We start from the raw sequence: 23,542 nt of genomic DNA, 5'->3' as shown, positions 1-23,542 counted from the left end.
TCATCATAATTCTATTCAGAATCCCGTTCTTCTACCAAATGCATTATTTCTTCAGGCGATAAATAATATTTCTTAATCCGATCTTTATATGATTGTGTGATATCTGCATTATTCAAAATAAAGTCTTTCGTTTTTAGAATGTAGTTTTCCATGCCATGAGCAACAGCAAAAGAATCTGCGGCGCGTTCTGCCTCAACAATATGGTTTTGCGATAATAGATATTTAAGACCGAACCATATAAGGTTGGGCTTGTTTCGGTTTTGGTAATCCATAATATGTCCCAATTCATGACCAATCCAACCAATGAAAATGTCGTTGGGTATATGCCGAGTTAAAAACTCTTTATCTGCAATTTGAAACTTTTCACTAATTAGAATCACATAATCTCTGTTCTTTCTACTTTTAAAGAAACTGCCAAATGTTGGTCTAGCTTGCATCGTCGATTTCTTAATATTTTTTTTAAATCGGAATTCAATATTAGTATCTCCTAATTCAGGATAATACATTAAAGCTTTATTTACGTTCGTTTTTATATCTTCAGGAATAATGTGCTGTGCACTCATAGTTTGGTTTAAGGTTATTAAGGTGATGATTATGAAGTTTTTCATAGTCCTGAAAAATAAGGTTTAAATCTGATGACGTTTAAATGATATCATCAAAATATTAACCCATTTAAATTCAAAGCTGTTAGACACCGTTAATAAGCTCTATTATTTAAATTACTACAAAATGAAGCAAGGAATAGCTATTGTATGTAGTATTTTTGTGCTTAAGATTTTAACTTAAGATTCAGGAGGAAAATATTTGTCTTTTCAACGTACCCAAGAAAAATTAAAAATACTTGCAGATGCTGCAAAGTATGATGTATCGTGCTCGTCTAGCGGAAGTAAACGTGCCAATACCAATAAAGGATTAGGAGATGCTACAGGCATGGGGATTTGTCATTCCTATACTGAAGATGGTCGCTGTGTATCTTTATTAAAAATTTTACTAACTAACCACTGCATTTTTGATTGTGCTTATTGTGTTACCCGAAAAAGTAATGACGTAAAGCGCGCTGCTTTTAAAGTGCAGGAAGTGGTGGATTTAACCATTAACTTTTATCGTAGAAATTATATTGAAGGGCTTTTTCTAAGTTCAGGAATTTTTAAAAGTGCCGATTACACCATGGAACGCTTGGTGGCTGTCGCGAAGAAATTAAGATTAGAAGAAAACTTTAACGGTTATATTCATCTAAAATCTATTCCTGGAGCTTCAGATGAATTGATGCGTGAAGCCGGACTCTACGCAGATCGGTTAAGCGTTAATATTGAAATTCCCACAGAAGCCGGACTTAAAAAACTGGCACCAGATAAAAAGCGTGAAGATTTTATAAAACCGATGATTAAGGTGAAAAATGAAATCATTCAGTATAATGCCGAAAAGAAAATCATTAAAAGCACTCCTAAATTTGCGCCTGCTGGTCAGAGTACACAAATGATTATTGGAGCTAGTGGAGAGAATGATTTTCAGATTATGCAAACGTCTAATCATTTTTATAAGAACTATAATTTAAAGCGTGTATATTATTCGGGTTATGTACCAATAAGTTATGATAATCGTTTACCGCAAATAGGAAGCGCTGTGCCGATGCTTCGCGAAAACAGGTTGTATCAAACGGATTGGCTCATGCGGTTTTACGGTTTTGATGTCAGTGAAATTTTAAACGAACAACATCAAAATTTAGATTTAGATGTAGATCCCAAATTGAGTTGGGCTTTGCGAAATCTCCATGAATTTCCTGTTGATGTGAATACCGCAGACCAGCGGATGTTAGCTAGGATTCCAGGTTTAGGAATGAAATCTGTTTTTAAAATTATAAATGCTAGACGCTTTAGGAAATTAAATTGGGAACATTTAAAAAAAATAGGGGTTGCTTTAAATAGAGCACAATATTTTATGGTCTGTGATAGTAATCAGTTTGAAAAAAGAGATTTAACCTCAGAAAAGATTAAAGGCTTAATCCTTCAGAATTCAACAAGTAAGTACCAGAAAATGTTGAGTAATCAATTAAGCTTATTCGGATAGATGCAAGCAAAAAATCTTATTTACGATGGCACTTTTGACGGCTTTTTATCAGCTGTTTTTTACGTGTTTGAATTTAAATTGAAAGGGGTAACCATTCAAAATGAATTTACCGTACAACAAGGTTTATTTACAGAGAATGAATCAATTTCTACAAATGAAGTTAAAGCTAATCGTGTGTGGAATGGCATAAAATCGAAGTTGTCATCTAATGGCAGTTACCAATTATATTATGCTTTTTTAAGTGAAGAGGTAGGAGTAGAGGACTTGCTTTTAGATTATATACAGTATGCATTTTCGCAAAGGAAAAAAGTAGATAAAGATTATTCACATCCTTCAATTTTAAAAATAGCCCAAATCGCAAAATCTGTAGGTAGAGAAAAGCATCGTATGGAAGCTTTTGTGCGCTTTCGGTTGACCAAAGATGACATCTATTTCGCGAGTATTGAACCTGATTTTAATGTCTTGCCTTTAATAGAAAAACATTTTAAAAGACGTTATGCCGATCAAAAATGGGTGATTTATGATATAAAGCGTGGCTATGGATTATTTTATGACTTAGAAAAAGTAGAACTTATAAATATGGAGTTTCCTGAGAATTTCAACTTTACTAAAACCGACGATGCGTTTTTTGCCAACCAAGAATTCGAATTTCAAAAACTATGGCAAGATTATTTTAAAGCCACCAACATTGAATCGCGCAAAAACATGAAACTTCATATAAGACATGTACCAAAGCGTTATTGGAAATATTTAAGTGAGAAGCAACCTAATTAGATTTTAGTTTACTTACGTAAGCTTTTGCCCAATCTTCAATTCGCGGTCCAAAGCATTCTAAAATAGCATCGACACCAATGACACTACCTTTTGCTAAACGACCTAAAACGGCAATAGGGACATCGTCTTTATCTTCTGGTGTGATAACATAGCCATCAGGGGATGTTTCAATTCCTAATTTTGAATGGATAGGTTGTATCAAATCATTTTGAAGTAAATTTTTAATCAGAGGAGTGTTAATGTCAAGTAATTTTGGGGCATCCAAAACACTATTAATCATCACAGAGCAAGTAACAGATTTACTTTCAGAATTCGTTAAGGTCCAACCCTCAGCTACTAAGTCTATATTAGGATCAGTGACAAAGTCTAATGTTAAAATATCGGCATCAATTAATGCTAAAACTTGCTGCATACTTTCAATTGGTGGTCCGTAAGAATAGCGTTTACTGCGCTCATCTAAGGCTATCACTTTTTCTATAATATCAGTGTTCACCTTAGCATGAGAAAAACCTTTATATAACGTCGGCTGACAATGACGCCAAACTTGTCCGATACAGAAATCAAGTGAAATAGGAATGGTTCCTAAAGCCATATTTATATAATTCTGAATTAACTTATACGTGGAAATATTATGATCTTGAATTAAAGGATGACTAAAATTTTCATCAGTTAACCAACTTAAGATTAGGCGCTCTAAATCCGATGGACTTAAAGAGTTCGCAATACCTTTGCCTTTTAAGTCTAAATAGACCCGCGATGTGATTTTGGCAAAAGGATTTGTTAAAAAATCAATGGAATCTATTTCAGTTGATTGTTGTGAAACGGCTTCAATTTCAGATTTAAAAAAATCTAATTCTTCTTTCGTAGGTTGGTACCATAAATCAATGCTTTCGTTTAGAGGTTTTGGAACCAAGGGTAAGCCGTCTAAAGAAAACGGAATTAGTTTTAATTCTTGTACTTTACTTTTATAATAAATGGTTTCAAAAGTGTCTTTATTAATCACTTTAAAATTCCCAAAATCATTAATAGTCAGATAACGCATCACATCAATCATGGCCAAGCCAAAACCTCTTAAACCTATATTGATATTCGTTTTATCTTTAACAATGTTTAATTGGGTAACTGGGTAAGCGTTTTCAAAAAGCGTTAATGATTTATAAGACGCAACATGTGATTGCCATTTTTTTAATTGGTCAGATGGCATTGTAGATTGGTGTCCAATGGTTAGAAGTAAATCATCATAGGTCCAAACTTTATTATGAGTAGCAATTTCTAGTTTCTGATCTTTTAAATTAATGCTTCTGACTTCCGCTTTTATAAATTTGAAAGATTCTAATTCGTTTAAAACAACTTCTAGGGATTTATAACGCGCATTAAGATAGTTTCCGAGTTTGTTTCTTGCAGAAAATGAATCAGGCTTATCACTATTTTGAGAAAATTGACACCACTCATGGTAAGACGGGAATTCACCAATTATAACATTACTATAGTTTATTTGAGGTCGCTTTTCTATTCCTGCTAAGGCACGTTCTGTAATATTAATCCAGTTAGAATCGGGTTGCGATTTATCCCAAACATTTCCAGTTCCAGGACTACTCGTTGCATCAAAAATATGTATTATCGGTCGCTCCCTAGCTTTGCTAAGCTCGGTTAGAAGACTTTCTAAAGCGTACAGACCTCTTGGTCCCATACCTATGATTGCAAGTTGTTTCATACGAATTAAAATAAAAAAACCACCTCTTTAAAGGTGGTCTTAAATATATAATTTTAAATTTTTTAGAATTGGTATCTTATTCCTAAAGCAATGTCCAAATCAAGATCATCGTTAAAATCACCAAACCCTAGTTCTGGTCTAAAGTCTAAAGACAATAATAAAGGAAAATCAAAACTGTATTCTATACCAACATCACCAGCAACGAAAGCAAAGGTATCATCAAAATCATCACCAGCATTATTATCGTAGCTGTAAGACCCAAGTCCACCACCAGCACCAGCATACCAATTAAAACCCCCTTCAATGTTCCAAACCCACTGGTATAAACCTGCTAATTTAAATCCATCATAATTACTTCCGCTTCGCCATCCTAAATCTACTTCTAATCTGTTGTTGTCACCAAGTGCACGTTGGTATGAAATCTCCGTACCAAAACCATCACTATCACCTAATCGTAATCCAATAGCATTATCTGCTATTTCTTGTGCGTTAGATAAACTTGCAAATCCTATGGCGAATACACCTAATAAAAATAATTTCTTCATAATAATATTGAGTTTTAAATTCTTAGTTTTAGCATTTTGTTGGTTGCTAATTTCTATAACGACAAAATTAGAATATAATTGGGTGATCTGCTTTATTTTTAAGACAAAATTATAACTCATTACCATAGATTGTTAACCCTTATGCAAAATGATATGATAAAGGCACTTAAAGCCTTAGAAACAACTATAGAAGGTGATTTGCACTATGATGATTTAATGCGAAAGCTATACGCTACCGATGCATCAGTGTATAGAAAATTACCCTTAGCTGTGGCGCTGCCAAAAAGTATTCAAGATATTAAAGAACTAATAGGTTTTGCAAACTCACAGAATACGTCATTAATACCAAGAACGGCCGGAACCTCTTTAGCCGGACAATGCGTAGGGGGGGGCATTGTGGTAGATGTTTCTAAGTATTTTACTCGGATTTTAAATATTAATGAGTCTAAAAAAACGGTAACAGTGCAACCTGGAGTCGTAAGAGATGAACTGAATAATTACCTAAAACCCTTTGGTTTATTTTTTGGACCCAATACATCCACATCTAACCGCTGTATGATAGGTGGTATGGTTGGAAACAACTCTTCAGGAACCACATCAATTCAATATGGAGTAACACGTGATAAAGTTCTTAGTCTGAAAACGATATTAAGCGATGGAAGTGACGTTGAATTTTCAAGTGTAACATTAGAAGAATTTCAACAGAAATTAAAATTAGATGGGCTTGAAGGTACTATCTATAACAGTATCTATAAAGAATTAAAACCTGAAAGTGTTCAAAATCAAATTAGTGATAATTTCCCTAAACCTGAAATACATCGTAGAAATACAGGGTATGCTATAGACGAATTAATTAAATCTGATATTTTTTCAAATTTGGTCACTGAGCGTGGTCAAAGTGTAAATTTTAACATGTGTCAACTTTTAACAGGAAGCGAAGGTACCTTGGCATTTACAACAGAAATCACATTGCAATTAGATGATTTACCACCAAATGAAAGTGCGATTATAGCTTTGCATTTTGAAAGTGTAGCTAAATGCTTAAAGTCTGTCGAAACCGTTATGCAGCACAATTTGCATACCTGCGAAATGATGGATGACACCATTTTAAATCTAACCAAACATAATAAAACCCAGCAGGTAAATAGACAGTTTATAAAAGGCAATCCGGCAGCTATTTTAATGTGTGAGTTAAAAGCAGAAACTCCTGAACAATTACAACTAGCTATTGATCTATTTATTACCGCTGTAAACGCACTCAATTTATCATATGCATCACCGATTTTAAGAGCTGAAGATATTGATAAAGCTGTAGAACTACGAAAAGCAGGTTTAGGATTGTTGGGAAATATAATTGGAGATAAAAAAGCGGTTGCTTGTATTGAAGATACAGCTGTAGCCTTGGAAGATTTGGATGCTTATATTTCAGAGTTTACAGCGTTAATGAAAACGTATAACCAAAATGCGGTTTATTATGCACATGCAGGAGCAGGTGAGCTGCATTTACGTCCCATATTAGATTTAAAACACGCTGAAGACGTCGTCTTATTTCGTCAAATAACCACCGATGTTGCGCAACTCGTAAAGAAATATAAAGGTTCAATGTCTGGTGAACATGGTGATGGTATTGTGCGTGCGGAATTTATTCCCATGATGATTGGAGATGCTAATTATCAAATTATCAAACGGATCAAGTCGGCTTTTGATCCTCAAAATATTTTTAATGCAGGAAAGATCGTAGACGCTTATCCTATGGATGAGAATTTTAGATATGAAATTGATAGAGTAGAACCTAAAATTGAAACCTTGCTCGATTTCTCTGCCTCTGAAGGTATCTTACGCGAAGCAGAAAAATGTAATGGTTCTGGTGACTGTAGAAAGTTACCAGAATTTGGAGGCACCATGTGTCCAAGTTATAGAGCTACAAAAAATGAAAAAGATACGACGAGAGGACGCGCAAATACACTTAGAGAATTTTTAACGAATTCTGAAAAAGCAAATCGATTTGATCATAAAGAATTGAAAGAGGTTTTCGATTTATGTCTCAGTTGTAAAGCATGTGCAAGTGAATGTCCAAGTAGTGTGGATGTAGCGAGCTTAAAAGCCGAGTTTCAGTACCAATATCAGAAGGTGAATGGCGTGCCTTTTAGAACTAAATTATTCGCTTACAATAATAGAATAAATGGTATTGCTAGTCGCGTTCCTAAGCTAACAAATTTCATGTTTTCAAATGGATTTACAAGTGCGATTATAAAATTTGTTGGTGGTATAGCAAAAGAACGCAGTATACCATTTGTGTCAAGTAAGAGTTTATATGAGGAATTTAAAAGTTTTGAAAATAAAATAGTTACAAAAAAATATATTAAAGAGGTGATTTTATTTAATGATGAATTTACAAATCATTTAGATACTGAAATAGGTGTCGATGCCATTGAGTTGTTAAGTCGTTTAAATTACAAAGTAACTATCATTTCGAATTCAGAATCAGGACGCTCAATGCTCTCAAAAGGGGTACTTAAAGATGCAAAAAAAGTAGCCAATGAAAACGTATCAAAATTCAAAAATATAATATCAGAAACCACTCCGTTAATTGGTATTGAACCCTCTGCAATTTTAACTTTTAAAGATGAATATATCCGATTAGCAGATGATAAAGACGGAGCAAAATCTATTGCTCAACATACGTTTTTAATTGAAGAGTTTATTCAACAAGAAATTAAATTAGGACATATCAATTCAGAACAATTTACAACAGAAGCGAAAACTATAAAGTTTCACGGCCATTGCCATCAAAAGGCATTATCGAATCAGAAATCTAGTTTTGATATTTTAAATTTACCCGAGAATTACGCGGTTACTATTATTCCTAGTGGATGCTGTGGAATGGCTGGTAGTTTTGGATACGAAAAGGAACATTATGAGATCAGCATGAAAATTGGGGAGCAGACGTTATTTCCATCGGTTAGAAAAGCATCTCAAGAAACACTTATTTCTGCAAATGGAACAAGTTGTAGACATCAGATTAAAGATGGAACAGGGAGATTGGCAAGGCATCCGATTAGTATACTAAATGACGCTTTACTTTAGTCGTTGTCTTTATTATGTTTCTTTTTGTCAGGTTTTGGTTGCTCTACAATTGTTATGGCAGCAATTAAATCTTTAAGTTCCATATCCTTAATATCTTCATCGGCATAAAAAGCGGATAATTTATCCTCGTTGTAATTGTAGATTTTCCAACGTTTAAATTGGTATTCTAGAGCAGTGAAATTTTCAACCCAATCGCCAGAATTTAAATAAGTAGTTTTACCATGCTTATTTTTCTTTATTAACATTTTTGGTTGGTGAATGTGTCCACAAATGACATAATCATAACCGTTTTCTATTGCTAAATCCGTGGCGACTTCTTCAAAATCATTAATATACTTTACAGCACCTTTTACACTGTTTTTTATACGCCTTGATAAAGAATAACGCTCTTTACCCATTTTATCCGAAACCCAGTTAGTTAATTGATTAATGAGAATTAGAGAATCATAGCCCCAACCTCCAAGTTTAGCTAGCCATTTTGCGTTTTGTATAGAAATATCAAAAACATCACCATGAAAAAACCAAGCGCGTTTACCATCTAATTCTAAAACTAATTTATTAACTATAGATACATTTCCTATTTCAGTATCGGTAAATTTTCGCAACATTTCATCATGATTACCAGTGATATAAATGACTTCGGTGCCATTGGCTGCAAAATCCATGATTTTTTTTATAACACTAAGGTGCGATTTCGGAAAGTATCGTTTTTTAAATTGCCAAATGTCTATAATGTCTCCATTAAGAATTAATTTCTTTGGCTCTATGCTATTCAAATAAGTCAATAACTGTTGAGCATGGCAACCATAAGTGCCAAGATGCACATCTGAAATGACCGCTATTTCTATTTTTCGTCTTATTTTCACAATATTTAAAATCTCTTTTACAAAGAACTTTAATATTTTAAACATATAGGTTATGTTATAATTAACTAACTATGAGTGAAATGTTATCATTATATTAACTTAGTATTATTAAATTTTGAATGTAATTATAAGATTGATTAGGCATGAAATACTAAATGGTATTTTCGTTTTCATAATTTTACAATTACATTAGCGTAAAATAAATTGCAATGGCAGGAAATTCCTTCGGAAAATTATTTAAGCTTACTACTTATGGAGAATCGCATGGAAAGGCGATTGGAGGTATTATAGATGGTTGCCCATCAGGTATAAAACTAGATTTTGATGCGATTCAGAACGAATTAAATCGTAGAAAACCAGGACAATCCAAAATAGTTACACAACGTAAAGAACCAGATACGGTTGAATTTTATTCAGGTGTTTTTGAAGGTGAAACTACGGGAACTCCAATTGGTTTTGTAATTCATAATACCAATCAGAAATCTAAAGATTATACGCACATAAAAGATGTTTATCGACCAAGTCATGCTGATTATACCTACGATAAAAAATATGGTGTAAGAGATTATCGAGGCGGTGGACGAAGCTCTGCACGCGAAACAGCATCTAGAGTGGTTGCTGGAGCGATTGCAAAACAAATGGTGAGCAACATTAAAATTAACGCGTTTACCTCTTCGGTAGGTGAAATATTTATAGATAAACCTTATCAGGATTTAGATTTTAATAAAATTGAATCTAATGTCATTCGTTGCCCCGATGAAGCCACAGCAGAAAAAATGATTGCTAAGGTTGAGGAGATCAAAAAACAAGGAGATACCATTGGAGGTACAATCACATGTGTTATTCAAAATGTACCTGTTGGTTTAGGCGAGCCTGTTTTCGATAAATTGCATGCCGAATTAGGAAAAGCCATGTTATCCATAAATGCTGTCAAAGGTTTTGAATATGGAAGTGGGTTTTGCGGAGCCAAAATGAAAGGAAGTGAGCATAACGATTTATTTAACGTAAACGGCACGACAAAGACGAATTTATCTGGAGGTATTCAAGGTGGAATTTCTAACGGCATGGATATTTATTTTAGAGTCGCCTTTAAACCTGTCGCAACAGTGATTCAAAAGCAAGATGCTTTAAATAGTACTGGTGAAATTGTAGAAATGCAAGGTAAAGGGAGACACGATCCTTGTGTTGTGCCTAGAGCTGTACCAATTGTTGAGGCTATGGCTGCTTTGGTCATTGCAGATAACATGCTTTTACGCAGACAAGAATCTAAAGAATGGTAATCATTTTGTGATTATGAATAAAAAATATTAATCAACAGACTCCTATTTTTATAGGTTTATAACATATGAAAAAACTAGCACTACATTGGAAAATTATAATAGGAATGGTTCTAGGTATCATTTGGGCTTTGCTATCAAGTACAATGGGGTGGAGTCAATTCACAATTAATTGGATTGATCCGTTTGGTACTATTTTTATAAATTTATTAAAGCTAATTGCAGTACCGTTAGTGTTGTTTTCAATTATAAGTGGTGTTGCTAATATTGGTGATCCAAAAAGTTTAGGTAGAATGGGAGGTAAGACCTTAGGGATTTATTTGCTAACCACCATTATGGCTATTTCATTAGGGTTACTTTTAGTTAATGTCATTAAACCTGGAGAATTAATTGATGAACAGAGTAGAATCGATAATCGTATCAGTTATGAAATTTGGGCAGCAAGTGAAGGCCATGTCATTAAAGATGGCATAAATTACCTTCAAGATCCAGAATTTTTTGAGCGTGCTCAAGAGATTTCAGAATTATCTAAGAGTGAGTTAAAAGAAGCTGCCGTTGCAGATAAAATGGAAACTGTTAAAAGTCGTAAAGAAACTACGCCTTTGCAGCCTCTAGTAGATATTGTACCGAGTAACTTTTTTCATTCATTATCCAACAACGGATTGATGCTTCAAATTATATTTTTTGCCATTTTCTTTGGTGTGTGTTTATTATTTGTGCCAGTTGAAAAGTCACAGCCAGTACTAAATTTAGTAAATGGCGTTAATGACGTTTTTCTTAAGATGGTTGATATTGTTATGCAAGGGGCTCCATTTTTTGTGTTTGCTTTATTAGCAGGTGTTGTAAGTAAAATGGCAGGTGATGATATTGGTAAGGTCGTAGAGATTTTTAAAGGTTTGAGCTGGTACTCCATTACTGTTTTAGTAGGTTTGTTGTTGATGATTTTTGTAATTTATCCTTTAATTTTAAAGCTTTTTGTAAAGCAAATACCATATAAAGGTTTTTTCAAATCAATGAGTCCTGCGCAGACTTTAGCATTTTCAACATCGAGTAGTGCGGCTACACTTCCTGTAACAATGGAGTGTGTTGAAGAAAACTTAGGTGTAGATAAAAAAATAAGCAGTTTTGTGCTGCCTATCGGAGCAACCGTTAATATGGATGGTACAAGTATGTATCAAGCTGTGGCGGTTATATTCTTAGCACAAATGCACATGATAGATTTAACAATAGGGCAACAAATAACTGTAGTATTAACTGCAACTTTGGCGTCTATTGGTTCGGCTGCTGTACCAAGTGCTGGTTTAGTAATGTTGATTATAGTATTGAGTTCTGTAGGATTAAATCCTGCGTGGATTGCTATTATTTTTCCGGTGGATAGAATATTAGATATGTTCAGAACTGTGGTTAATGTTACAGGTGATGCGACGGTATGTTCAATTATTGCAGATGGTGAAAACATGTTAGATTATCAGGGTGAAAAAAATCCAACGGAGACTTTTGATTTAGATTCTTAAGTTTCAGTATATTTAAATATGATAAATTATTTTAACTTTATACAATTCAAATTAACAAAGAAATAATGAAATGCACTTTAGCATGTCGTGTTCAATTCCATAGATTAAATGTATAATCAGTTGGAAATAAAAAAATTAAATTCAGATTTAGTTTCGGTTGAATGGCTTCATAAAAACAGTGATGCCAACAATTTAATAGTGCTAGATACTACGATTAACAAGGTGATTAGTCCTGATTCAATACGAATACCCAACGCTAGGTTTTTTGATATTAAACAAAAATTTAGTGATGTATCAGCCCCTTTCCCAAGCACCTTACCTTCAAAAGAGCAATTTCAAACAGAAGCACAATTATTAGGAATCAATAATGATTCTGTAATTGTGGTTTATGATGATAAAGGCATTTATTCAAGTGCAAGAGTATGGTGGTTATTTAAAGTTTTCGGTTTTAAAAATGTCGCAGTTTTAGATGGCGGCATACCACAATGGCAACAAGATGGTTTTCCTATTGAAAACTATACAGGTACAGTGTATGATTTGGGTGATTTTGTAGCAGAATTCCATGCCAGTTTAATGACAGACTTTAATGGCGTTAATGAATTCCACAATGAGAAGGACACTTTAGTTGTTGATGCACGTTCTGAAGATCGTTTTCTGTGTAAGGTAGACGAACCTAAAGATGGTTTGCGACGCGGTACCATTCCGAATTCAAAAAATTTACCTTACACCGAATTATTTCAGGGGTATAGAATGAAGTCGATAGATGAACTTCAGATCATCTTTGACAGTTTAGTAGAACATGAAACGCAAATAGTATTTAGTTGTGGCTCTGGTATTACGGCTTGTATTTTAGCCTTAGGAGCAACACTATGTAATTATAATAATTTAATTGTCTATGATGGTTCATGGACAGAATATGGAAGCCTAACACCTTAATTCAATGAACACAATCGACTGGACGCGAGATGAACTCGTAGCCTACATTTTACTTTTTGCTGCAAATTCTGATTTTAAAGAAAAAACAGAGGAAAGAAACCTTATTCTTTCTAATGTAGATAAGCAAACTTTTCAAGATATTCATGATGAGTTTAATCGTGATAACGATTACCAAGGCATCAAGAAAATTACGACGAGTTTAGAGCAGCATAATTATACTAAAGACGATATAGATATCCTACTTGAAGATATAAAAGTTCTATTTCTATCTGATGATGATTTTGATATCACAGAACAGAACATGCTTCGTTTTTTAGAGCGCTTATTAAAGCATTAAAAAAAGCCTCAAAACGAAACTAGTATTTCTATCAAAATTAGTGACACTGATAGAAAGTTAGACAAGCTTTCTACTAGAATTAAATTCATTCCTAACTAACAGAAGTTAGGGTTTAATTGAAACTATTTTGTTTTGAGGCTGTGTATTTATAGGTTAACGCGTTTACCTTTCGGAAATTTTACAGTGTAGGAAATTTTAACATTTTCTGTGGCACTAGATTTTAAATTTAGAGTCCATTTTAAAATTCCTTTGTCTTCATCGTAGTTAGAGTTTCCTGTTTCTATGTAATCTATTTTTATGGTTTTATCTTGATTTTTAGGAATGCGATCTAACAGTGTTAATTGAATATCAGAGGTTTTGTTGTTTTTAATTTCAATTTCAAAAGCTTTTTGAATCACTCTGTTGTTACCGATAAATGTAGTTTTCTTAAAATCATTTCGTTGCTTGCGTTTTACAATAATGTTTGGGTCTACTCCAAGTGAAATTGTTAAACTATCTGTGGTTGCACTCGGATTAATATTGGTTTTACCTGAATAACTGCCTTGACAATTCACGGTTAATTTCGGCTCCATCTAAATAGACAGTAACCATTTTAATTTTACTAGGTTGCTGAAAGGCATTGGTTAATTGTGTTCCTAGTAGAAATAGAAAAATAAGAAGTGTTTTTAAGGGTTTTGGTTGGGTTGTCATAATGTTAGAATATTAATGTTTATTCCAAAATTATGATTTTACTAGGCATACTTTAACCCTAAATAAGTACAGCATATCAATTGAGAAGTAAACCTATCTTATTAATTAGTAGGATAATTACTATGAAAAGGTTATTGATGGATATAATTGACATTTTTACGACCAAAATCATTCTTATAGCGTCTTATATCGATTTTTTTATGAACAAATTAAGGATGTGCATATATTTGCAGTAACAAAATAATGTGCTATTAATCAACTTATTATTACCCTCAGTATAGGAGTTGAAAATATGTTTTGTTCAAATTAGTTTTAAGTAAGTTGTTAATTAAAAAAGCCTTTTCATTGGTTGTGAAAAGGCTTTTTTTTATTCTAAAAATTTAGATTTTAACTCAGGTGTTGGAATCATACATGATTCCTTCCTTCCGTACCATTGATAGCGATGCTTAGCTATATAATTATAAACCCAATTTCTAGCAAAAACCGGTAGAATTAAGAATACAGATAATATACAGGTTGGAAAACCTAAATTTTTAGCTACTAATAATGCCGCCGTAGATTTGTAAGTTAAACTATCTTTCTCGGGATTATAAAGTAAAATGGAATCTGTTTGTTCGGTATTTATATTGAATTTTTTTTTGATGGCGTCACCGATGTCACTCTGCAATGGTGCAAATAGAAACTTGTTTTTTTTATCTCGTTTTATCACATACAAAACACTGCTATTGCAGAGGTTGCATACACCATCGAAAAGAATGAGTTGTTTGTCTTTTGGAATTTCTGAAATCACTATATAAAGATAAGCCTATTGTTTCTAATCGATTTATATTTTAACAATGGTTTATTAATTATTTCTTTTTTGCCTCAACCAACTCTAACTGATCTAAACTTACGTTGGTGGTAAACATGCCATAATTAACAATAGCTTTGTTTTTTTCAATAGAATCAATACTTCCGACAGCTCTACCATCTTGCATTCTCACGCGATCACCAAGTCTTAAAATGGCTTTTGGTTTTTCTACTTTAACCGCTTTCTTTTTGGCTTCTTTCTTCTTTTGTCGAATGACCTCAACTTTTTTCTCAGCTTCTTGCTTTACCTGTTTTTCTTTATGCTTTTCTGCACGTTTTTGTTTTGCTGATACTTTTTTACGTTTTGAGTTTTCAATTTGAACAAGTCTAAAGAGTTCAGCCATTAGCTCTCGTTTTTTATGATCTTCAAAGTACTTTTCAGAAATGTCATTCACCTTCTGTCCTAAGTAAATTAGACGTTGGTTAGAATCATACAATTCTTGAAAGCTCTCTAATTTTTTCTGAACTTTTGCATTGACTTCTTCCAATTTATCAGCTTCAGAAATCTTCTTTTTTTCGTTTTCTTTTAATGAGCGTTCGGTACGTTCTAATTTGCTTCGTTCTTTTTGAAGCTTTGCAATGGTCGCATCGAAGCGAACTTTACCGCGTTCAATTTTCTTTTTCGATTTGTTGATTAGACTATAAGGAATACCATTTTTCTGTGCCACCTCAAACGTAAATGAGCTTCCGGCTTGCCCTACAACCAGCTTATACATCGGTTCTAAGGTTTTTTCATTAAAAAGCATATTGGCATTTTTAATGTGGGGTAACTCGTTAGCTAATAATTTTAAATTGGAATAATGTGTCGTTATAATTCCGAATGCTTCACGTTCATAAAAGACTTCTAAAAATGTTTCAGCTAAAGCTCCACCTAATTCTGGATCACTTCCTGTTCCAAATTCATCAATTAAGAAAAGCGTTTTATTGTTACACTTCTTCAGAAAATAGTTCATCTGTTTTAGGCGATAACTATAAGTACTTAGATGATTTTCTATAGATTGATTGTCTCCAATATCACTAAGAATGCGATCAAATAAACACACATGACTGCGCTCGTGTACAGGAATCAGCATACCGCTTTGAATCATGGTTTGTAATAAACCCACTGTTTTTAAAGTAATACTTTTTCCGCCTGCATTGGGACCAGAAATGACAATAATTCGACTGTCTTTTTCTAACCCAATAGACTGAGGAAACGTTTTTTCTCCCTTTTCTTTATTGTTTAAATAGAGTAGAGGGTGATAGGCATCACGCAAATTCATACTACGTTCGTCAGAAAACTCAGGAAGAATCGCATTCATACTCTGCGCGTATTTAGCTTTTGCTGAGATGACGTCTAGATTGATAAGAAATTCTTGATAATCTTTAAGAAGGGGTAGAAATTCGCGTATAAAATCCGTCAGCTCTTTAAGGATTTTAATAACTTCTTCTTTTTCCTCGTATTCTAAGTTGTTAAGTTCTCTAGTGTGTTGTAATGTAGTTTCTGGTTCAATGTAAACAATACTTCCAGTTTTACTGCCTCCCATTATCGCGCCTTTTACCTTTCTACGATACATAGCTTTTACAGCAAGCACACGTTTATTATCTACAACAGATTCTCTTATGTCATCTAAGTAATCTAGATTGTGATAGGTGTGTAATGCTGAAGAAAAACTACTATTAATTTTTCCCTTTAGGAGATTAATGGATTTTCGTAAGTTAGAAAGCAAAGGAGACGCATTGTCTTTAATATCCCCAAAGCGATCAACTACAGCGTCGACTTGTTCTATGATGGTAGTGTTTACCTGAATATATTGGCCAAATTGTTGAAGTTTTGGATAATATTCTTTAAATTTTTCTAAAAATTTTAAAATAGAATTAACGGTCAACGACATGCTGACTATTTTCTGCAAGCCAGTCACTTCGAGATAGGTGTTTTCTATCTTAAGTAGCTTTAATTCTTTCGCAATGGTATCGAATCCGTGGCTTGGGATTCTGTTATCATTTTCAAAAGACGATAAATATTCATTAACGTAAACAAGTTCAAGCATAAGTACGTCTTTACTCTCGAAAGGAAGAATGCTCAAAACTGCTTCTTTTCCTAAAGCTGTCAATGTATGCGCGCTAATTTGTTCTAAAACCGTAAAGAATTCAAGATCGTTTAAAGTTTTTTCATGAATGTTTATCATGTAGTATGGTACGTTTTTTTTAGAATTGCAAATTTAGGATATTATGTAATACTATAAGTATGAAGACACCGCTAATACAAGTAAGGTTACAATAATTAATATGATAAATAAAGGCATTATAAATTTCAACCATTTACTAAAGTTAATTTTAGCGACAGCTAGAGATGCTAAAATCAATCCTGTAGGATTTACAAGATAAAATAAGCCTAGTCCGTATTGGTATGTATTAACTACAACTTCGCGACCTACACCCACGGTATCTGCCAAAGGCGCCATAATTGGCATAGTTAGAACAGCCATTCCTGAAGAACTCGGAATAAAGAATGATAATCCAGAATAAATGATGGTCATAACACTCGCAAAAACTCCTTTGTTCATTCCGGTGGTAATATCGCTAGCATAATATAATAACGTATCACTTATTAAACCGTCTGTCATTAAAACGGTTACACCTCTTGCGATGCCTATAATGAGTGCTACACCCAAAAGATCACCCGCTCCTTTGACGAAGGTGTCTATAAAGTCGGTTTCACTGATTTGAATAATAAACCCTATAGCAATAGCGCTAATTAAGAATACAGTCGTCATTTCTACAAACCACCAGTCTAATATAGAAACACCGATAATCATCAAAATAAAACTACTTGTAAAAACAAGCAAAGCCAGTTTTAATCTCCAATTAAAATTAATATGAGTCGCGTCTTTTAAAGTAAATAATTGTGCAATTTGGTCTCTTTGGTCGTAAATAAGCGATTTGGTTGGGTCGTTTTGAACACGCTTAGCGTACCGCATAATATAAGCAATGGTAATCGTTAAACATAAAAAGAGCATGAAGATACGACCATTTAATCCGGTTGTCCAATTTATACCAGCAGCATCACTAGCAATAATTGTAGAAAAAGGATTTATTGTAGAGCACATGGTGCCAATTGCAGAACCCAAAAAAATACTAGCAACTCCAACAAGTGCATCATATTTTGCCGCTAAAAAAACAGGAATTAAAATAGGGAAAAAAGCTATGGTTTCTTCTGCAAAACCAAAAGTGGTTCCTCCTAAAGCAACTAGAGAAGTGACTAGTATAATTAATAGAGGTTCTCTACCCTTTAAGACAATAGCTAGTTGTGATATAGCGGCGTCAAAAGCTCCTGATTTGTTTAAAACGCCTATTAATCCACCAATAATTAATACAAGGAAAATAATATCTGCAGCTTCAATAATACCTTTAATTGGGGAGGTTACAAAATCAAAAAAACTTTGTGGTTTAGGTTCTAATTTGTTATAAGTCCCAGGAATATTAATGGGCTTGTAGATATCTCCATGAGTAAACTTTTTAATAGGAATTTTAATATTTAAATCATCTAAAGACGCCTGAGTTGCCGTTAAGCTTATTTCCTTATCTAGACTTAAACGCGTAAATTTGTTTGATGCCGCGTTATAACTTAAAGTATCATATTTTCCTGCAGGAACAAACCAAGTTAAAAGCGTTACTAGCCCTGCAATTATAAATAATATGGTCTGTGCAGAAGGGAATTTTAAATTTTTCATTCTGAGTTACTTATTCGTGAATTTAAATTTTATAAGATATAATCTGTTTCAAAATATGACTGTAAATATAGATCAAAGCTGGAAAACTTATCTTAATCCTGAATTTGAAAAACCTTACTTTAAGGATTTAGTAGATTTTATTAAGCACGAATATAAGACGCATACTTGTTTTCCAAAAGCATCTGATATTTTTAACGCTTTTAATCATTGTAGTTTTGATGATGTTAAGGTTGTGATTATTGGTCAAGATCCTTACCATGGTATCGGTCAGGCTAATGGTTTGTCTTTTTCTGTTAATGATGGAATAAATCATCCACCATCTTTAACTAATATTTTTAAAGAAATAGAGCTAGATCTTGGGATTCCGTATCCTATAAGCGGTAATTTAGTGCCTTGGGCAGATCAAGGCGTTTTATTATTAAATGCAACTTTGACCGTTAGAGCACATGAAGCGGGAAGTCATCAAAAGAACGGTTGGGAGCAATTTACAGATGTTGTAATACAAACGATTAGCGAAGAAAAAAACAACATTGTGTTTCTACTTTGGGGAGGATTCGCTAAAAAGAAAAAGAAATTAATAGATACGTCTAAACACATCATTTTAGAAAGTGGACATCCATCTCCGTTGAGTGCTAATAGAGGGTATTGGTTTGGTAATAAGCATTTTAGTAAAACTAACTCCCAGTTGGAGCAAGTTGGTGTGTCTGTAATTGACTGGGAACTAAAGTAGGATATTTTTCAGGTTGAGAAGAATGATGTCGCTTAGTATCAGTTTTAACAGGTTGGACTAATTTATTATTAACTTTTTTAGCCGTTTTGTTACAGCTAAAGACTAATAATAAAAAATTAATAGCAACTAAGCAAAATAAAATCAGGATAATGTTTACGATCATATTTATCTATTTGGGTTATCAATAATATTGATGCAGAGGAAAACAAATATAATTATTTTTTTTAGATATTAAAAGTTATAGCCCAAAACACTTTAACTTTAAATAATTATCTACCTAAATATTATGCTTTTAACTCGTTTTAAATGTTAAAACTGTATTGATTCTTAACTCAAAAATGTAAAGAATTCTTAACTTTTATGAATCAATTTAGAATACTCTACTTTCTCCGAAATAATGTTCAAATCGTACAATTGTTCTTGTACATAATCTAAAGTCTTTTTATCCATAGGGTTTTGTGACCATTCTGTAAGTGATAGCCATTCTTGTACATCCTCTAGCTCTTGCCCATAGCGATTAGCAATAGTTTTATCTATGCGCGGTATGGATTTAAATTCGGAAGTTGTTTCATTAATGATATCTAAAATGATTTTTAAATCAGCTCCATTGTTATCAATAAATTCTTGTCTGACAGCAATTACAAAGCATGGCCATGGGGATGGGCAATTGTCAATACGTCTAAAGACACCCTCATCTACTATTGGTTTGGTGGTAAACTTTTCCCACATAAAATAATCAGCTTGGCCTTCGGTTAGCCCTTTAATTGCGCCATCTAGATTTTTAATAACTTCAAAATTCAAGTCATTTTCTATGTCCCAATTATTATTTTTGGCATTTATATAAGCCATAAGATGTGAACCAGAACCGTACCTACTAATCGCGGCTCTACTTCCTTTTATATCATCAATAGTTTTGAATTGAGAATCCGCAGCAACATGAATTCCCCAAATTAAAGGGGTTTCAACAAAAGTTTGAACAATTTTAGAAGGATTGCCTTCAATGATATCTTTAACAATACCTTCTGTTAATATTACTGCCATATCAATTTCGCCAGAACGTAATGCTTTAGTCATAGCGCCAGTGCCTCCATAATAATCATGCCATCTTAAATTGATATCTTGATCTTTATATTCACCATTTTTAAGTGTTAAATACCATGCTAAATTAAAGTGTTCTGGTACTCCACCAATGTTTACTTTTTTCATTTTTATTCTGAGTCCCTTCTAAAAAAAGGGGTTAATTAAATATTAACAATACGCTCTAAAGCATAGATAATTAATCGATCTACAACTTTTTTAGGGTCTTTACTAAAATCTCCATTTGCTCTGTTTGCAATAATGGCATTTAATGATAATGCTTCATGTCCTAATAATTTTGAAAGGCCATAAATAACCGATGTTTCCATTTCAAAATTTGTAATTCTAAAGTCTTTGTAGCTAAAGTTATCTAATTTAGTGTTAAGGTCGGCATCTTGCAGCGGTAAACGTAAAACACGACCTTGCGGTCCATAAAACCCACCAGCAGTTCCTGTCATGCCTTTGTAGATCTTATCACCTTCAAAATATTTTTCTAGGTACTTACTGTTATTTATAATAATTGGTCTTGCTTTATTTTTATCCCAATCCGTATGCTTAATAAATTCATCTTCTATTTCAGGGTTACTAATACCTTCAATTTGATAAAAATGTAGCATACCATTAATGTCTAAGGCGTGTGTACTAATCAAAAAGGCGTCTACAGGAATATCATTCTGTAAAGATCCAGAAGTTCCAATTCTAATAATATTTAGACTTGTTAATTCTTCTTTTAATTCTCTTGTTTCTAAATTAATATTAACTAAAGCATCGAGTTCATTTAAAACAATATCAATGTTGTCTGGACCTATGCCTGTTGAGATAACAGTTAGTCGCTTATCTTGATAATATCCCGTTTGCGTTTTAAATTCACGTTTTTGCGTACTAAATTCTATGCTGTCAAAATGTGCAGTGATTTTTTCTACGCGATCTTGGTCGCCTACAAAGATTATTGTATCGGAAATATTTTCTGGTTTTAAATTAAGATGGTAAACACTACCATCGGAATTTAAAATTAGTTCTGAGTCTTTAATTGCCATCAAATATGGTTTTTATAAGTTTATTTTGCTCTACATTAAATTGAAAACCTAAACGATTTACACCTCCATAAACCATATTATCGTTTATCTCTTTAGCAAAGTTGTTTTGTCCTAATAGCGCTTTATGTCCTTTTCTATTAAGCGTTATACCTTCGTCATCTTCGTTAAAAAACAAATCTAATTTATCGATAATACGTAATAATTGTATGTCTCCGAACCCATAGTAACCTTGGTAATTAAGGCTATAACCTAAAAGATGATCTTTAGACCTTATAAAATTATCTTTAACTATTGTTAAAATATTCGCTTCTATTACACTAAGACCACTTTTTCGATATGGAAACCGTTCTAAATGCGCTTTTAGACAATTACTCATATATTTAAAACTTGAATTTTTAACGATGTAAGGTTTTAAAATATTATGATCTTTACCACAGTAGGTTCTCCATAGCGCGATGGCTATATCAATATCCTCTTTTGTCAGTAATATCTTTTCTTTATAATGTGATTTTAGTTGATCTGGATTAAGTTCACTCAAACCTTTTAGACGTTTCTCACCTTCAACGCGCCCACTACAAATTAAATAAAGTGGTTTATTAATTTCTTTTTGGTGTAAAAGATTAATAACCCCAATTAAATTAATGTGGCAGAATAAATCATATTCAAACCAAAGGTTTATTTCGGTATATGTATTTATGTCATCTAATTTAGATAGTTCTGTAAGAATTTCTCTAGTATTAACTTCAATTTCATAATATTCTTTTAAAAATTCAGCCCGAAGTTTTAAAAAAGCTCTCGAGTTTATAGCAGGAATAGTTGGTCCTTCGCAAAGCATTTCTTGCCATGTTAAAATGTCTTCTTTAAAATCTAATTCTCTTAAATAATCCGTGAGGTTATTACCATTTGTAATATGTAAACAATTTTTAGTCATATTTTTTAACCTCCTACACGTTTAACATTAAAGCCTTTATCTTTTAAAATAGACATTATTTTATCGCGATAATCTCCTTGTATTATTATTCTATCCTCCTTAAAACTTCCCCCAACACTAAGTTTAGTTTTTAGTTCTTTAGCTAATTTCTTAAAATCTTCGGTAGCTCCGGTGTAACCTTCAAGAATCGTAATCGGTTTTCCTTTTCGCTTTTCATACTTACAAATTATAGGATCATCTTGAAGCCATAAGCTATTCTTTTCGGAATCAGCATTATTTGTAAGTTCTGGTTCATGGTCTGGGAAGAGATTTTTTAATTGATCTTGTAAATCCATTTATTTGGTGTTTAATTCTCAGTGTTCAGTTCTCAATAGTTGTCTGTAAACTAAAGGTTGCATACTGCTAGCTACTTTTTAATAAGGCCTAGTTCAATTAAACGTTCATTTAAAAATTCGCCAGCCGTAATATCCTCAAACTGTTTAGGGTTATCAGCATCGATACAGCTTTCTAAAACATCTAATTTCATTTCGCTTACAGGGTGCATAAAAAATGGCATCGAATAGCGCGATGTTCCCCAAAGCTCTCTTGGTGGGTTTATTACACGGTGAATTGTGGATTTTAACTTGTTATTAGAGTGTCTCGATAACATATCACCAACATTAATCATTAGTTCGTCTGGCTCTGCAATGGCATCAATCCATTCGCCGTCATTGCGCTGTACTTGCAAACCTCTACCTTGAGCTCCCATTAACAAAGTGATCAAATTAATATCCCCATGAGCAGCAGCTCTTACTGCATTTTTAGGTTCTTGGGTAATTGGAGGATAATGAATAGGTCTTAATATAGAGTTACCGTTGTGTATGTAATTGTCAAAATAGGTTTCTTCTAAATTTAAATAAAGCGCTAAAGCACGCAACACATATTTTGCCGTTTTTTCGAGCATTTGATAGGTTTGTTTTCCTACGTTATTAAAATCGTCTAGCTCTTTTACTTCGACATTTTCAGGATATTCTTTTCTACGCTCTTCATCGTCTTCAACATATTGACCAAAATGCCAAAACTCTTTTAGATCACCTTCTTTTTTACCTTTAGCACTTTCTTTACCAAAAGACACATAGCCACGTTGACCGCCAATACCAGGGATTTCATAACGCTCTTTAACGTCTACAGGTAAGTCGAAAAAATTTTTGACTTCACCATATAGATTATCAACTAAGGTATCATCTAAAAAATGGCCTTTTAAAGCTACGAAACCAATGTCTTCATAAGCTTTTCCTATATCATTTATAAATTTCTGTTTACGTTTAGGATCTTCAGAAATAAAATCTTTTAAATCTACACTAGGTATTCTATCCATGGATTTATATTTAAATTTTTGTCAATATACAAATGTAACGA

At 33.1% G+C, this 23,542-nt stretch carries 21 protein-coding genes; 8 read left to right on the top strand and 13 right to left on the bottom strand.

Annotated elements, in window-relative coordinates; translation table 11 throughout:
* Nucleotides 1-11: 11 nt before the first annotated feature.
* On the bottom strand, nt 12-608 hold the full coding sequence (locus HM986_RS10185) for a hypothetical protein (protein ID WP_246288495.1): 597 nt from the start codon (nt 606-608) through the stop codon (nt 12-14).
* A gap of 196 nt (nt 609-804) precedes the next feature.
* Here HM986_RS10185 and HM986_RS10180 point away from each other — a divergent pair, with 196 nt between their 5' ends.
* Nucleotides 805-2,067, top strand: a complete 1,263-nt coding sequence (locus HM986_RS10180; protein WP_179334980.1) for a putative DNA modification/repair radical SAM protein — start codon at nt 805-807, stop codon at nt 2,065-2,067.
* A complete protein-coding gene (locus tag HM986_RS10175) occupies nt 2,068-2,841 on the top strand; it encodes a TIGR03915 family putative DNA repair protein (protein WP_179334979.1) in 774 nt (257 codons plus the stop codon). It begins immediately after the preceding gene.
* On the opposite strand, the gene HM986_RS10170 is transcribed toward HM986_RS10175, so the two are convergent.
* Nucleotides 2,834-4,555, bottom strand: a complete 1,722-nt coding sequence (locus tag HM986_RS10170) for an FAD/NAD(P)-binding protein (RefSeq protein ID WP_179334978.1) — start codon at nt 4,553-4,555, stop codon at nt 2,834-2,836. The two genes, HM986_RS10175 and HM986_RS10170, sit on opposite strands and share 8 nt — an antisense overlap.
* 62 nt (nt 4,556-4,617) lie before the next feature.
* Nucleotides 4,618-5,100 carry a hypothetical protein gene (locus HM986_RS10165; protein ID WP_179334994.1) on the bottom strand — a complete coding sequence of 161 codons (483 nt, stop codon included), beginning with the start codon at nt 5,098-5,100 and terminating at the stop codon, nt 4,618-4,620.
* Between the two features lie 153 nt (nt 5,101-5,253).
* Here HM986_RS10165 and HM986_RS10160 point away from each other — a divergent pair, with 153 nt between their 5' ends.
* The gene (locus tag HM986_RS10160; RefSeq protein WP_179334977.1) at nt 5,254-8,187 is read left to right on the top strand and encodes an FAD-binding and (Fe-S)-binding domain-containing protein; all 2,934 of its coding nucleotides are present in this window, start codon (nt 5,254-5,256) and stop codon (nt 8,185-8,187) included.
* On the opposite strand, the gene HM986_RS10155 is transcribed toward HM986_RS10160, so the two are convergent.
* Nucleotides 8,184-9,098, bottom strand: coding sequence for a UDP-2,3-diacylglucosamine diphosphatase (locus tag HM986_RS10155; protein ID WP_179334976.1), 915 nt, complete (start codon nt 9,096-9,098; stop codon nt 8,184-8,186). The genes HM986_RS10160 and HM986_RS10155 overlap by 4 nt on opposite strands.
* A 164-nt stretch (nt 9,099-9,262) precedes the next feature.
* On the opposite strand from HM986_RS10155, the gene aroC reads away from it, so the two are divergent.
* The 4 genes from aroC to HM986_RS10135 all read left to right on the top strand — a co-directional run bounded on the left by aroC (nt 9,263) and on the right by HM986_RS10135 (nt 13,117).
* On the top strand, nt 9,263-10,333 hold the full coding sequence (aroC, locus tag HM986_RS10150) for a chorismate synthase (protein WP_179334975.1): 1,071 nt from the start codon (nt 9,263-9,265) through the stop codon (nt 10,331-10,333).
* Nucleotides 10,334-10,398: 65 nt separating this feature from the next.
* A complete protein-coding gene (locus HM986_RS10145; protein ID WP_179334974.1) occupies nt 10,399-11,844 on the top strand; it encodes a dicarboxylate/amino acid:cation symporter in 1,446 nt (481 codons plus the stop codon).
* Between the two features lie 120 nt (nt 11,845-11,964).
* Complete coding sequence (locus HM986_RS10140) at nt 11,965-12,780, top strand: sulfurtransferase (RefSeq protein WP_246288494.1); 816 nt, start codon at nt 11,965-11,967, stop codon at nt 12,778-12,780.
* Nucleotides 12,781-12,784: 4 nt separating this feature from the next.
* On the top strand, nt 12,785-13,117 hold the full coding sequence (locus HM986_RS10135; protein ID WP_020897272.1) for a hypothetical protein: 333 nt from the start codon (nt 12,785-12,787) through the stop codon (nt 13,115-13,117).
* A 146-nt stretch (nt 13,118-13,263) separates the two neighbouring features.
* Here the strand turns inward: HM986_RS10135 and HM986_RS10130 are convergent, their stop codons facing one another.
* The 4 genes from HM986_RS10130 to HM986_RS10115 all read right to left on the bottom strand — a co-directional run bounded on the left by HM986_RS10130 (nt 13,264) and on the right by HM986_RS10115 (nt 18,369).
* Nucleotides 13,264-13,689 carry a DUF4139 domain-containing protein gene (locus HM986_RS10130; protein ID WP_179334972.1) on the bottom strand — a complete coding sequence of 142 codons (426 nt, stop codon included), beginning with the start codon at nt 13,687-13,689 and terminating at the stop codon, nt 13,264-13,266.
* 485 nt (nt 13,690-14,174) lie between these two features.
* Entirely contained in the window at nt 14,175-14,597 is a 423-nt protein-coding gene (locus tag HM986_RS10125) for a thiol-disulfide oxidoreductase DCC family protein (RefSeq protein ID WP_179334971.1), read from the bottom strand.
* Nucleotides 14,598-14,655: 58 nt separating this feature from the next.
* Nucleotides 14,656-16,824, bottom strand: a complete 2,169-nt coding sequence (locus HM986_RS10120; RefSeq protein ID WP_179334970.1) for an endonuclease MutS2 — start codon at nt 16,822-16,824, stop codon at nt 14,656-14,658.
* 51 nt (nt 16,825-16,875) lie between these two features.
* The gene (locus HM986_RS10115) at nt 16,876-18,369 is read right to left on the bottom strand and encodes a YfcC family protein (RefSeq protein ID WP_179334969.1); all 1,494 of its coding nucleotides are present in this window, start codon (nt 18,367-18,369) and stop codon (nt 16,876-16,878) included.
* A 55-nt stretch (nt 18,370-18,424) separates the two neighbouring features.
* On the opposite strand from HM986_RS10115, the gene HM986_RS10110 reads away from it, so the two are divergent.
* Nucleotides 18,425-19,099: a uracil-DNA glycosylase gene (locus HM986_RS10110; RefSeq protein ID WP_179334968.1), complete on the top strand. Its 675-nt coding sequence runs from the start codon at nt 18,425-18,427 to the stop codon at nt 19,097-19,099.
* Nucleotides 19,100-19,450: 351 nt separating this feature from the next.
* Here HM986_RS10110 and HM986_RS10105 read toward each other — a convergent pair whose 3' ends face one another.
* The 5 genes from HM986_RS10105 to HM986_RS10085 all read right to left on the bottom strand — a co-directional run bounded on the left by HM986_RS10105 (nt 19,451) and on the right by HM986_RS10085 (nt 23,501).
* The gene (locus HM986_RS10105; RefSeq protein WP_179334967.1) at nt 19,451-20,305 is read right to left on the bottom strand and encodes a substrate-binding domain-containing protein; all 855 of its coding nucleotides are present in this window, start codon (nt 20,303-20,305) and stop codon (nt 19,451-19,453) included.
* 35 nt (nt 20,306-20,340) lie between these two features.
* Nucleotides 20,341-21,213, bottom strand: a complete 873-nt coding sequence (locus HM986_RS10100) for a nucleoside phosphorylase (RefSeq protein WP_179334966.1) — start codon at nt 21,211-21,213, stop codon at nt 20,341-20,343.
* The gene (locus HM986_RS10095) at nt 21,203-22,144 is read right to left on the bottom strand and encodes a DUF1835 domain-containing protein (RefSeq protein ID WP_179334965.1); all 942 of its coding nucleotides are present in this window, start codon (nt 22,142-22,144) and stop codon (nt 21,203-21,205) included. Before HM986_RS10095 ends, HM986_RS10100 begins: the two co-directional genes overlap by 11 nt.
* Nucleotides 22,145-22,149: 5 nt before the next feature.
* Complete coding sequence (locus tag HM986_RS10090; protein WP_179334964.1) at nt 22,150-22,479, bottom strand: translation initiation factor; 330 nt, start codon at nt 22,477-22,479, stop codon at nt 22,150-22,152.
* 71 nt (nt 22,480-22,550) lie between these two features.
* Entirely contained in the window at nt 22,551-23,501 is a 951-nt protein-coding gene (locus HM986_RS10085) for an isopenicillin N synthase family dioxygenase (protein ID WP_179334963.1), read from the bottom strand.
* Between the last annotated feature and the right edge of the window lie 41 nt (nt 23,502-23,542).

Origin of the sequence: Winogradskyella costae, from assembly GCF_013403865.1 — a bacterium.
GTDB classification, from domain to species: domain Bacteria; phylum Bacteroidota; class Bacteroidia; order Flavobacteriales; family Flavobacteriaceae; genus Winogradskyella; species Winogradskyella costae.
Note: the sequence above shows the minus strand (reverse complement) of the source record. Positions and strands in the feature narration are given on the sequence as shown.